The organism is Sutcliffiella sp. NPDC057660, assembly GCF_042800035.1.
Taxonomy (GTDB): domain Bacteria; phylum Bacillota; class Bacilli; order Bacillales; family Bacillaceae_I; genus Sutcliffiella_A.
Genome location: NZ_JBHVHV010000001.1, coordinates 263,807 through 276,761 on the forward strand (window position 1 = coordinate 263,807; position 12,955 = coordinate 276,761).

Consider the following 12,955-nt stretch of genomic DNA (forward strand, 5'->3'; position numbering starts at 1 on the left):
AATCATTAAACCATACAAAACCGGAAAAGAGCACAATCCGTATTCGCATGTGCTCCTTTCCAATATATTAATCTATTTTCGATTTAAACAAAGGATAGATAGCTCGTTTCCTGATCTCTTCAACATCTAACTCTTTTTCAATCAGTCTGTATAATGCCTGTGGGGATAGATTGGCGCTTGACCCTTCCTCTTTAAGGATCCTGCTTAATTCTGAAGCTACCTTTTTCTTTTCTTCCTCAGGATGCTTCCTCCAAACCTCCCCTGTCATTTCACATCTTGCTGGGATGCCTGGTTCGCGCTGGAAGCTGTTTTTGGATCAAATTCTTTTTCATTAATCAACATTTTACCGTTATTGTAAACGTACTTATTCTTGTCTGCTAGTATCACTATGGCATTAATCCGGCAATACCTGTCTCCACCTGTTGTCATATCCTTAAAAACCCCCATGAAAAGCGTAGTCTTCTTTTCCATGAGGGTTTTGCACGTATGATCACTAGCCAGATACTGAGTTTGCAAGTGAGAATCACTAAAGGGACAAGGGACCTGTGTCCCTACCAGCCCAGCCCTACTTCCCACCCGTAAACGAAATACCCTTTATAAAGTATCGATTAAAAAATCCGTAAATGATCAGCACTGGCAGGGTGAATACCATGGAGGCGGCCATGATGTAGTTCCAGTAGCTGATGAACTGTCCTTTGAAGGTGTTGAGTCCGAGCGGCAGGGTGAACATGGCCGGGTCGGAAAGGATGATCAGCGGTCTCATGAAATCGTTCCAGAAGCCCATGAATACAAAGATTGCCTGTGCTGCCAGGGCCGGTTTTGCCAATGGCAGCACGATTTTGAAAAAGGTTCCGAAGCGCGAGAGGCCGTCCATTTCCGCAGCTTCTTCGAGTTCTTTCGGGAAGTTAATGAAAAACTGGCGCATCATGAAGATGAAGGTGGCGTTGATCATCGCCGGTACGATCATCCCCTGATAGGAGTTCAGCCAGTCGAGCTCCCTTAGAATCAAGTAGTTAGGAATCATCGTTACCTGGGCAGGGATCATCAGCACGGCAAGGATGATGATGAACAAGCTCTTTCTTCCCGGAAAGCTGAGTCTTGCCAGTGCATAGCCTGCCATGGAGTTGAAAAGCAGGTTTAACGCGGTCCCGACCACGGCAATGATCAGACTGTTCAATAACCATCTAGGAAAAAGCTCCTGCTGCAGGAAGATTTCTTTATAGTTGTCGAGCGTGAAATTTCTTGGGATGAAATTGATCGTGCCGCTTACGATTTCCTCCAGTGTTTTGAAGGAGGAGGATACTGCCCATAAAAAAGGGATCAGCGTAATGACGGCGTAGAGTCCGAGTATGCCATATAGCAGGGTTTTGCCAGCATTTCTTTTCTTTTTCATTGGTTCTCCTCCTTAGTAAAGTGATTCTTCCTTCGAAAATTTGCGCTGCAGCAAGGTCGCGATCAAAATGACCAAGGAGAGCATGACGGCAATTGCTGCTGCATATCCCATGGTTCCCAAGCTTTTGAAGGCATATTGATAGATTAATAGTACGACGGTCAAAGTGGAATTGTCCGGTCCACCCGATCCACCTGAGAAAATGAAAGATTGGTCAAACAACTGGAACGTACCGATCAGTCCCATGATAACGACAAAGGATGTAACAGGTCGCAGGTTCGGAACTGTGATATACAGGAATTTTTTAAAGGCATTGGCTCCATCCAACTCTGCTGCCTCGTATAATGACTCCGGTATATCCTGCAAGGCTGCCAAATAGATGACCATAAAGAATGGGGCGGTTGCCCAGATATTCATGATCATGATGGCGATCAAGGCCACACTCGGATCCCCCATCCAGTTGTAGGTCGGCAGTCCGATAAAGGAAAGAATTTTATTGATAAGGCCATTCTGGTTGTACATCCACATGAAAATCAGGGTCAGGACGGCTGACGAGGTCAAGGTCGGAAGGAAATAGACAATCCGGAAAAAGCTCTGACCCTTAAGCCCGGCATTCAGCGTGGCAGCAAGTATGAGTGCCAGCAAGGTTTGAATCGGAACAACGATGATGACATATTTAAAAGTGTTCCATAACGCCCTCAATGCCCGTTGATCATCCGCAATATTGGTGAAATTGGCGAATTTCACGAAATCAAAGGTTGCATTCCCCAAGAGCTGCACTTTGTGAAAAGATAGGAAGAAAGCATATAAAATAGGACCAATAATGAATAATGCCAGTACGAAGATAGCGGGTGCCATAAAGGTATAGCCTTGGGTAGCTTCCCTTATTGTTCTTTTGGAATAGGTTCGTTTTTTCTTCATGTTATTCACTCCTTTTCGCCTCCCGAGTTCCAAACAGATAGATGGACTCTTTCTGCAGAAGAGCGTTTCTTCTGCACAAAGAATGCATCTGTTTTTACATGAATGGAGCATCCTGGCCCACCTTGATGAGCCAGGAAACTCCTATTTTCTTTTATTCACCGATTTCCTTGTTTGCCTGTTCTTCCGCTTCTTTTAACGCCTTTTCCAGCTGCTTCTGACCCAAGAAGACAGAAACAAATTGGTTGTTGAAGTTATTCATGATCGTCGGCAGGTTTACGCCATTGGCCCAAACTGTTGCATAGGATGCTCCGGCAACAAGTGGCGCACGGTATTCGTCCTGGTCAAAGCCCAATTTTTCTGCAACGGACTTACGTGTTGGAAGGGCATAGCCTTTGGATGTCCAGATTTCCATGCCTTCAGGACCCGTCAAGTACTCGATCAGCTCCCATGATGCTTCCTTCTTTTCAGATGCTGCATTCATGACATAGGATACCGTGTAGGCCATCGTCCCTTTTTCTCCGTTGATAGTCGGGATTTCCGCTGTGCCGTACTCTACGCTCGGGAAGGTGTCCTCCAGGAATGGAATGGCCCAGTTTCCTTCGATGACCATTGCCGCTTTTTCCTGTCCGAACATTTCGCCGCCCCAGTTTGCACCTACATCAGATGGTTGAGCTGCCGTTTTGTCGACATTCCGCTGGTCGATGATCGGCTGAAGCGCCTCCACGACCTTTTTATCTGCAAAATTGGCTTTATCATCCTTCACTACTTCTCCGCCCAATGATTCGGCAATGTAATACATGCGTGCCAATTCAGGTGCTACCCCAAGGCCGACTACACCGTCTTTTGTCAGCGCCTTGGAGGCTTCACGCATTTCCTCCCAAGTTGTTGGAACCTCTACTCCAGCCTCTTCAAACATCTTTTTATTGTAAAATAACGCTAAGGTCGAATAGTCTTTCGGGAAGCCGTATGTTTTTCCGTCCTTTTGAAAAGCTTCCAATAATGGCTTTTCAAAATCATCAACATCAAATTCATCTGTCACATAGTCATCGAGCGGCTCGAGCACGCCTGTTTCGATCAATGCCGGTGCTTCAAAAGCATCCAGATAGAAGACATCCGGTGCTTCATTTCCAATTAGGCGCGTTTTGATGACGTCCATATATTGGTCCGAGATGACTTCATGCTTCACTTTGATGTTCGGGTGTTTTTCTTCAAAGGAATCCAGTGCTTCCCTCAGCAATTTTGTCTCGGAAGGGTTACCTCCCCAGCCAGCTAGTGTGATTTCCACCTGATCGCCGGATCCTTCCCCATCAGATGAGCTGTCACTTCCACCGCAGCCAGCCAAAACTCCTCCAAACAGCATCGACATTACCCCAAATGTTGCCAACCATTTTTTCGTTTTCATTTTCTAACCCCTCTTCCTTTGTTATGTTTATATCTTCAAGAGAAATTTCTTCTCTTTAAAGCCGTTATCCAATAACTTCCAGTCCAGTTGTGTTTTCCGTGATTTCGACCTCAGCATGCCCTTGCGCATTTTTCGCAACTTGCAGGGAAAGTATGCCTGATGCGATTTTCATCCCGCTCACCTCAAGGGTGTTCATGCCGTCCGGCAGTACCGGTCCAAGCTGGATCGTGCCATTCAGTGCGTCCGGGAACAGGCCAAGTATCGTTTGGACAAATACAAGCGGTGTGCCCGCAGCCCAGGCCTGTGGTGAGCAGGCAACCGGATATTTCACCGTTTTGCCAAGCGATTTTTCATAGCCGCAGAACAGCTCAGGCAAGCGGTCGTATTCGAAGTTTGCCGCCGCATCCATCAGCCCTTGGATGACTGTGTTCGCTTTATGCTGATGCTGCAGCTTGCTCATACCAAGCAGAATCATGCTGTTGTCATGCGGCCAGATGCTGCCGTCATGATAACTCATCGGGTTATAGCCTGCTTCTCCCTTGCCCATCGTGCGGATGCCATAGCCGGAGAACATCGCGGATGATAATAGTGTTTCCATGACCGCTTCGGCTTTATCCTGATCCAGCATTTCAGAAAACAGGAGATGACCCGGATTGGACGTGATCGTGCCGACCTGCTTCTTGTCGCGGTCAAGTGCAATTGCATAGAAATTGACGTCGTCCATCCAGAATTCTTCGTCGAATTTTTCCTTGAGGCGCTGAATGTCTTCCAGCAGTCTTGCAGCTTCCTCTTGTTTTCCGAGCTTTTCATAAATGGAAGCGATGCCTTTTTTGGCCTGGTACACATAGCCCTGAACCTCGGAAAGTGCGATCGGTGTTGTCGCATATTCGCCATTTCGGTGAACAATCGAGTCGCCGGAATCCTTCCATCCCTGATTGGCGATGCCCTTGCTTGCTTCCTGGTGGTACTCGACGAATAGGTCGCCATCTCTGTCCCCGTATTGGTCGATCCAGGTGAGGGCCGCTTCGATGTTCGGCTCCAGGTCTTTCACGATGTTTGTATCACCGGTCCATTTTACATATTCCGTCAGGAGCACTAGAAACAGCGGAGTCGCATCGATTGTCCCGTAGTATGGAGTGAACGGAATCTGTCCGGTAGTCGAAAGCTCGCCAAAGCGCATCTCATGCATGATTTTGCCTGGCTGTTCATCGCGCCACGGGTCCACTTTTGTTCCTTGGTTGCTTGCCATCGTATAGAGCGTCCCTTTTGCGACGTCCGGCTGGAAAGCCAGCATCTGCAGGGCAGCAATCAGGCTGTCCCGGCCAAAAGGAACACCGAACCACGGTAATCCTGCGACAGGGAATGACCCATGGCCGACATCTGTCAAAAGGACCCGCAGATCGCCGAGGCCTCTGTTTACCAAACGTTGCAGCGGTTTGTGGTCAGTACTGATTTTGGTGATGGTCGTGTCCCATTCCTTATAGGAGTTTTCCAGTTTAGCCAGCGCTTCCTCGGCTGGCAGGATCGGCGGCTGCTCTTCTCCATGCTGCGGCTGGATCATGAAGGTGACCCTTTGCTCCTCTTCATGGGCAAGCTGGAACGGAAAAACGATTTCTCCGTGCTCATGAATCTTCTGCGCTTCCTTATCCCATGTCACATAAGTGCGGCGCGTGAGGTCGTCAGCACCTTCATAATGGAAAGTCAGTGATTGGCCGTCGATCGTCTGTCCCTTTCTTTCCCCAATATCCCCGTTCTGGAAGCCGCGCACGATGAACATATCTGCAAAATCTACATCGAGGTGGACGCTGATATCAAATTCGATTTCCTTCGGATAGTAGTTTTTAACTGTAATTGTTTCATAGAGGACGTCATCATGGATAAATCGGCTGCGCTTGATTTCTACTGATTCGCGCCACAGAATGAGTTCGCCCTCCTTTTCCATGTGCGGGTTTGTGAGCATGATGGTAGCTTTGTAGTTTTCAGCCGCATCGGAGTGGAGCAGAATCGGCTCTTCCCCGTTTATCTTCAGGTCCAGTTTGCTCAGGAATCGCGTGTCCTTCGTATATAGGCCCAAGCCGTATGGATGGTTTTCCGGAATGTTCCCGCTTGTGTCCGTGAGCAGGAATAAGTCGTTTTCTTTGATTACTCGATAGTCCATGTTGTAACCTCCTACTTATGTTTCTGCACCCGAAACGTTTTGGGAAAACGGCAAACTTCTTTTCCAAAACGTTTCGGATTTTCATGTTGATAAAAACCACAGTCGATTGTGGTTCTATTTGCTTGATTCCCTAAGGATTAACTCGGTATCTATTATTCTGGCATGCTGAGTGGCCTCCCCCTCAAGCATCCCGATCAGAAGCAATGCCGCTTCCCATCCCAATCTGTATTTATCCTGCCGGATTGTCGATAGTGTCGGGCTTGCATAGGATGCGAGCAGGATATCATCATAGCCAATGACGGCAATATCCTCGGGAACCCTTTTTCCCATTCTTTTGATGGCCCTGATGGCGCCGAATGCCATCAGGTCGCTTGCACAAAATAAAGCGGTGATTTCAGGATACTCATTTAACAGTTCCAATGTTGCATCTTCCGCTTTGTCCTCCACAAAATCGCCAGTTCTGACCCAGTCCATCCGGATGTCCAGACTATGTTCGTATAAGGCTTCCCTAAATCCCTGCAGCCGTCTGATACTGACATCCGCATGGGAGTGGCCATTGATCATGCCTATCTTCCGGTGCCCTCTGTCGATTAAGTGTTTGACCGCATCCTTCGCACCTGCGACGTTATCTGTCGTCACATAGCCAACAGTGTTCGATTCAATCGGGATGTCGATGAGTACACATGGAATGTCACTCTCTACGACCTCCTCCAGGTACGGATCATCCGTCCTGATGCCTTGAATGATCACCCCGTCTACCCGGCGCTCGCGGCAAAGCTGTGTATATGTCTTTTCCCGCTGCTTCGTGGAAGTGGTGCTGAACAAAACAAGGTCATACTCCGAATCGGCACTCGCCTGGTTGATGCCGCAAAGGACTTCAAAGGTGAAATTGTCCTTCACTCCTTCCCGGTTCAGGTTCGAAACGAGCAGACCGATCGTTTTGGACTTTTTCATCACCAGACTTCTTGCGACCGTATTGGGGCTATAGTTCAATTCCTTTGCAACATCCATGATTCGCTGCCTTGTTTTAATGCTCACATCCGAGTATCCGTTCAACGCCCGGGAAACAGTTGTCACAGAAACACCTGCAACCTTGGCAATGTCTTTAATCGTTGTCATGATTCCCTCCAAAACGTTTCGGATAATTTCTTACAAGTAGAATAACACGGATTTGAAAGCGATTGCAAGTAGAATTATGGGGACAGGTCCCGTGTCCCACTCTCAGCATTTTAGCTTCGCTGCTTCAAAATTTGTACTGAATGATGGAGTGTTGTTAGATATGACTCCTGGTAGGTTGTGTAGAGAAGACGCGAATTGAAGTATGATGGACGTTTCAGGGGGTTAAACGGTTAGAAAGGTCCTTCATAAAGCTGATGATGGACTTTTTTGAGTGTCGGCACCTTAAAAAGGGCTTTCATCAAGCCGATGATGGACTTTTTTGAGTGCCTGAACCATAAAAAGGGCTTTCATCAAGCCGATGATGGATCTTTTTGAGTGTCGGTACCTCAAAAAGGGCTTTCATCAAGCCGATGATGGATCTTTTTGAGTGTTATACCCATAGAAAAGGCATTCATTAGTATATAAGGTCACTCCGCACTAGAAAATACCTTTCGCTAAAAATTCACATGCATCCCCCTTTTGGCTACAAATTAAAAGCCGTATGGAAATCCATACGGCTTTGCTTATTACTTTGATCACGCGGGACACGGGACCTGTCCCCTATGCCACCTTATTATAATCCGATACATCCACCTCAAGTGGGATGTTATTGGCACGGGCTTTCTGGGCTTGCCTGAAGAATAGTGCAACCAGGATTGCCGCCCCGATAAATCCGCCGATCCATGCGATGTTCATTGGCAATCTGAATCCGATTGGTGCGTTCAGGATGTAGGTGATGACCATGACCAGCATGAATGTTCCTGGGATTAGTGAAATCCAGTAGTTCTTTCTTGCGATATACAGATACATAGCTCCTACAAACAGTGCGATGACGGCTGTGGCTTGGTTGGCCCAGCTGAAATATCTCCAAAGGAGGTTAAAGTCAATTTGTGTCAGGACTACGGAGATCGCAAATAGTGGAAGTGCGATCCATAGACGGCTAGAAATTTTCTTTTGTGCAATGTTTAAATACTCTGCAATGATCATACGTGCACTTCTGAAAGCTGTATCTCCAGAAGTAATTGGAAGTACTACTACACCAAGCACTGCAAGCGTTCCGCCTACTGCACCAAGCATAAGAGTGGAAACTTCGCTGACGATGGCACCAGGTCCGCCCGCTGCAAGTAATTCACCTAAACCATTATATCCATCAAATAGACTCATGGCTGCAGCTGCCCAGATCATGGCAATGATACCTTCAGCAACCATCATGCCGTAGAAAATTTTACGGCCTTGCTTTTCATTTTGAGTCGTACGGGAAATGATTGGTGTTTGTGTTGCATGGAATCCGGAAAGCGCCCCACATGTGATTGTGAAGAATATCAGTGGGAAAATCGGTAAATTGTCCGGATGGAAATTCGAGAACGAAAGCTCAGGAATCGGCGCACCTTTTACCACTAATCCAATTCCTACTCCTAAAGCACTGATTACTAGGACTGCCCCGAAGTATGGATAAAGGCGACCGATAATTTTATCAACTGGTAATAGTGTTGCCAAAATGTAATATAGAAAAATAACTGCAATAAGAATGCCCAACGCAACTTTTCCGTCCAATAATACGTTGAGAAGGCTTGCTGGTGTAGATACGAATACAGTACCAACCAACAATAACAGCAAGACAGCAAAAGCATTTACTACATGCTTCATGGCTTTTCCAAGGAACTTGGTTGCAAGCTCCGGTAAATGAGCGCCGCGGTTACGTATGGAGATCATCCCTGTCAGGTAATCATGAACTGCTCCGGCAAAAATACAGCCGACAACAATCCAGATGAATGCTACAGGGCCGTAAAGCGCTCCCATAATTGGTCCGAAAACAGGTCCGGTTCCTGCAATATTCAATAGTTGAATCAGCGAGTTTTTCTTTGTGTTCATTGGCACATAATCTACACCATCCGCATCAACATAAGCTGGTGTTGCTCGCTCCTCTTTTATCCCGAACACTTTTTCGACGAATTTGCCGTACGTAAAGTATCCGACAATCAACAAGGCGATGGCCGTTAAGAATGTAATCATTTCTTTTCCCCCTTCATAAATCCCTTATGAATGCGTTTTCATAAATATAGTATAAGAAAAAAATGGACTGATATGGGGATTTAGGACTAAGAGGTATTAATTTTCGATTAAGATGCATTTTTACCTGACTAACATGCAAGAAAATATGTATTTATATTCAGAATGATCTCAGTGATCCGAAAGAGCATTTGTATGTGAATGAAATATTTCTTACGAATAAGTAAAAGCCTTGCGAATGATTTTTCTGCAAGGCTTTTTCTTTATGTTTTTTGCTTGTGCAAAATGCTGGCTAAAGTTTGGCTTCGAAACGAGTACTGAAATCTGGAACATTCGTTTGGATTACACCTGGTGTGGTGCTAGTGATGAACACTTCTACGAGGTCACCTGCTTCAAGCTGGAGGATGGTGGAAACATTGATGGCGTTGACAAATAAAAATGGTTGGTCGATTTCTCCCCAATAGTCGTTGTCGGCTGCGACGCTCACACCGTTTACACGGATTTCCACGCGTACCCGATAATCTTCCGTTGTATTATCAGGAAGAAAAGAAACTGTTCCCGCCACATAGTATACCCCATCTTTACGTGGTACAAATGTGGAGTTGTTCGCATTATAGATATTTCCGATATCGAACTGCTCAGTTTGGAAAAGAACTTTATCGAAGACCCCGACCTCGTCAATCCGCTGTTCTTGATTATTTACCGCACGGAAGGCAGCTGTTTCATCTTGGTCCTCGTCTCTTCCACAGTTTACATTGACAGTGATACCTTTATCGCATCTATTATGGTGGTGTTTTGGATATGCATCCTCTTTACAATAATGATAGTATTTCATTTTGTTCACCTCCCCTCCATCTAGTAGAGGTGACGGGGTGACCTGTCCCCTCATCATCATTCTATGAAAATAGTAGAAGGATGTATGGGTAAAGGACGAGGGAGAGTGCGGAATTATCAAGAATGGGGGACAGGATATTCGAGCACGGGAGGATACCTTTCTTCCTGGGCTATGGGAGAAACTTCCCCAAGCTTCATATGAAAGAAAACGGGGACTGCTCTGAATATAAGAGCTATCCCTGCACTATTTACAACACCCTATAAATTTTTTCCTCAAACTTATCGCTAACCGATCTTCTGTCCTGTAGGATCTGTTCGTTTTTGAACGTCACGCTTCCTCTGTTCTTGTCCAAATTTAATCTGTCAGCGATGAAAGATAGGGCGTTATTCCTAAGCTTATCGACATCAAAGAGCACAGTTGTTTCCTCATCGTCTTGGAAAATGTAAACCTCGATTTCTTCGAGTCTACGATAACAAAAAGCATTACGAGAAGCCCACTCGGAATGCCATTTGTCATATATTTCCTTGTTGTCTAAATAAACAAAGAGTTCAAACTGCTTTCATAGTCTTTGAACAGTTCCAATCCAGAATATTGGTGCAACAGTCTGTTCGGTATTATTTAATCTAATAAAATTGGATTGCACTTCTACAATCTGTACCGGTGCAGCAATAAGTCTGCCTCCCAGGTTAATGATGACATTTGAATTGCTTACAGACAATTCAACTAATACAGCCCTGAAATCTGTGCTAGTAATGTTTGGATTATTAACTGTTGCTGTATTCGAGTCAAATCCTGCTAATAACTGAAGTGGTAAATAGACATTAGTTAAAGCTACACCACCTGCAGTACCGTTTACAAGTATATAATCCGAGCCGACTTCTGTAACGGTTGCGTTAGTTATTGCAGGGTTCGGTGTACCCGTTACATAAATATCAATCGTAAATTGCCTTACAAATTGGATAAGTCTGCTCCGTAATGACTGCGTATTTACCACAGGCGTTGCCCCAGGACCTGCAGCATCATCAACGCTTGAAATAGGAAGCATTGGTACAATTGCGTTGATGGTGCCTGCCTGATTTGTTACTCTGATAAAATTACTCCCTATTTCTACAATTGCTACATTATCAAAAGTTGACCCCTGGGCAGCATTTACTCCAGCTATCCAAATGTCCACGGAGGTTTGATTGGCTAATTGTATAAACCTCGCTCTAAGTTGCTCACTGCCAATTGGCATTTGATTTCCCCCCTTCTTGTCTTATTTTCTTACACTTATAATTTATTAATTTGACAATGATATTGTATGGGTATTTTTAAAATTGAAGAAGGAGTTTAATAGGCATATACACATTTTTTGAAAAAAAAGGCGAATTACCTTTCACTAATGATTCTTTTTAATATCTTAGTATTACCTGGTTTTTCAGGTAATCACTTAAGAAAGGAGGAGAATCATATGGGTTATTATGAACAGTTTCGTGGGGCTTGTGTAACAGGTGGGGACTCCACCTGCAAAAAGCCGAAAAGAGATAAATGCGAAGGCTGCGTATGTGAATTCTTTCATGAATTAAATGATACAACCACATTTTGTAACACCAATAGTCTGTCACAATTTGCTATAGTTCTAAAAGGCAATGGGCCTTTAGCTTTGGGGGGGGGATACAAATCCAACATTATTCCGATTTGTAAATTTCAAACCTAAAAGCTGCTGTGTTGTATTATCTTATGAAGTTACACCAGCGACAGGCGGTACCGCTACTAGAAACCTGATTATTGACTGTAATGATATTTCAGGGATTACTTGCGTAAACGATGGTGATTTAGGAACTGGTAATGCAATTTGATTCCGAAATTCACTCTATTACCACATAAAGTGATCTACTCAATAAATAGCTCTAATGCTGTAGAGAAAATCTCGGCAGCAAATTTTGTTCTCCATCAATACTTGCTACAACTGCATTATTTTTCAACCGAAAGATTAAATGGAGAGGATTTGGGAGTATAAGAACCTTTTCCTTTTGATGCGCCTAATTATAAGGAGATTTAATGGAATAAGAAATTAATGAAATTTCGCTGTAATAAAACAAAAGACTCGCCAAATTTGACGAGTCTTTTGGAAGCAGCGGGACGGCTCTCTGCTTCCCCCGTACTATTACAGCACCCTATCAATGATCTCTTCGAACTTATCGCTAACCGACCTTCTGTCCTGTAATATCTGTTCGTTTTTGAACGTCACGCTTCCTCTATTCTTGTCCAAATTAAATCTGTCAGCGATGGAGGACAAGGCGTTTTTCCTAAGCTTATCGACATCAAAGAGCACCGTTGTTTCCTCATCGTCTTGGAAAATGTAAACCTCGATTTCTTCGAGTCTTTTGAAATATTTGCCGAATGTCGGGACAAATTCGTACTGTTGGCCAAATACCTTATCCGACTTCAGGTTTAATGGCAGCCTCTGACTTTCCATCTGGCGAAATTTCAAGCCAAGCACCCGAAGTGCGTCAAGGACTTTTTCGTGGACCTCCGTAGGCTCAATGTTGATGAAATCCTTGTCTTTTGGATCGATCGCATTCTTCACATCTGCCTCTGTAGCAATCCACACAGGCGGAATGTTTTTACCGGTCTTTGGGTCCTGCATCGTAATCGGGGTATCCAAAGGAATGCGGAAGGAAAACGGGATTTCCTTTCTTCCGCCTGATTGAATGGTAAAAGGATCATTAAGCCTATGCGTATGTATGACCGTGTTCGTCAGGCGGCCGCTTCCTTCATGCCCATATAAAGTCATCAGCTTTAAGTTGATGGCATCAATCTTCTGATCGGTACTCCCACCATAAATATCCACAATCCCGTCCAGCACTTCACCCTGCATAAAAGAATTCTTCTTCAGCTTTGTATCCACCTTGGCAGACCCGATTCCTACACTTGCAACTAGTTTTGTAAATAGTGACATAATATCCTCCTTAAAGGCTTTTAATGGTTATACGGGTAGAAGGCCAGGAAAGTTCCCTTTAACAGATTGGTAATAAATGGGGTTACCATCGAATTAATTGGCACTCCGTTGTGTTTCAAGAAAACTACTAATCGTTACAA

The 12,955-nt window shown here is 44.9% G+C and carries 12 protein-coding genes; 1 reads left to right on the forward strand and 11 read right to left on the reverse strand.

Annotated features, from left to right (window positions below; translation table 11 throughout):
- Positions 1 to 67: 67 nt before the first annotated feature.
- From ACFVAD_RS01140 to ACFVAD_RS01185, 10 genes are all read right to left on the reverse strand, one after another.
- Positions 68 to 268: a hypothetical protein gene (locus tag ACFVAD_RS01140; protein ID WP_386635076.1), complete on the reverse strand. Its 201-nt coding sequence runs from the start codon at positions 266 to 268 to the stop codon at positions 68 to 70.
- The gene (locus ACFVAD_RS01145) at positions 265 to 447 is read right to left on the reverse strand and encodes a hypothetical protein (protein WP_386635078.1); all 183 of its coding nucleotides are present in this window, start codon (positions 445 to 447) and stop codon (positions 265 to 267) included. The genes ACFVAD_RS01140 and ACFVAD_RS01145 overlap by 4 nt, the downstream gene beginning before the upstream one ends.
- A gap of 118 nt (positions 448 to 565) precedes the next feature.
- A complete protein-coding gene (locus tag ACFVAD_RS01150; RefSeq protein ID WP_386635081.1) occupies positions 566 to 1,393 on the reverse strand; it encodes a carbohydrate ABC transporter permease in 828 nt (275 codons plus the stop codon).
- A gap of 12 nt (positions 1,394 to 1,405) precedes the next feature.
- Positions 1,406 to 2,311: a carbohydrate ABC transporter permease gene (locus ACFVAD_RS01155; RefSeq protein WP_386635084.1), complete on the reverse strand. Its 906-nt coding sequence runs from the start codon at positions 2,309 to 2,311 to the stop codon at positions 1,406 to 1,408.
- A 151-nt stretch (positions 2,312 to 2,462) separates the two neighbouring features.
- Positions 2,463 to 3,713: an ABC transporter substrate-binding protein gene (locus ACFVAD_RS01160; protein WP_386635088.1), complete on the reverse strand. Its 1,251-nt coding sequence runs from the start codon at positions 3,711 to 3,713 to the stop codon at positions 2,463 to 2,465.
- A gap of 64 nt (positions 3,714 to 3,777) precedes the next feature.
- Positions 3,778 to 5,871 (reverse strand): amylo-alpha-1,6-glucosidase, encoded by a 2,094-nt coding sequence (locus ACFVAD_RS01165; protein WP_386635091.1) that lies wholly within the window; start codon positions 5,869 to 5,871, stop codon positions 3,778 to 3,780.
- A 114-nt stretch (positions 5,872 to 5,985) separates the two neighbouring features.
- Positions 5,986 to 7,002, reverse strand: a complete 1,017-nt coding sequence (locus ACFVAD_RS01170; protein WP_386635094.1) for a LacI family DNA-binding transcriptional regulator — start codon at positions 7,000 to 7,002, stop codon at positions 5,986 to 5,988.
- Between the two features lie 588 nt (positions 7,003 to 7,590).
- Entirely contained in the window at positions 7,591 to 9,042 is a 1,452-nt protein-coding gene (locus ACFVAD_RS01175; RefSeq protein WP_386635097.1) for a carbon starvation CstA family protein, read from the reverse strand.
- A 289-nt stretch (positions 9,043 to 9,331) separates the two neighbouring features.
- On the reverse strand, positions 9,332 to 9,874 hold the full coding sequence (locus ACFVAD_RS01180; RefSeq protein WP_386635100.1) for a hypothetical protein: 543 nt from the start codon (positions 9,872 to 9,874) through the stop codon (positions 9,332 to 9,334).
- 559 nt (positions 9,875 to 10,433) lie between these two features.
- The gene (locus ACFVAD_RS01185) at positions 10,434 to 11,108 is read right to left on the reverse strand and encodes a hypothetical protein (RefSeq protein ID WP_386635103.1); all 675 of its coding nucleotides are present in this window, start codon (positions 11,106 to 11,108) and stop codon (positions 10,434 to 10,436) included.
- A 216-nt stretch (positions 11,109 to 11,324) separates the two neighbouring features.
- Between ACFVAD_RS01185 and ACFVAD_RS01190 the strand changes: the two genes are divergently transcribed.
- Positions 11,325 to 11,570, forward strand: coding sequence for a hypothetical protein (locus tag ACFVAD_RS01190; RefSeq protein WP_386635106.1), 246 nt, complete (start codon positions 11,325 to 11,327; stop codon positions 11,568 to 11,570).
- 450 nt (positions 11,571 to 12,020) lie between these two features.
- Here the strand turns inward: ACFVAD_RS01190 and ACFVAD_RS01195 are convergent, their stop codons facing one another.
- Positions 12,021 to 12,815 carry a sporulation protein gene (locus ACFVAD_RS01195; RefSeq protein WP_386635108.1) on the reverse strand — a complete coding sequence of 265 codons (795 nt, stop codon included), beginning with the start codon at positions 12,813 to 12,815 and terminating at the stop codon, positions 12,021 to 12,023.
- Between the last annotated feature and the right edge of the window lie 140 nt (positions 12,816 to 12,955).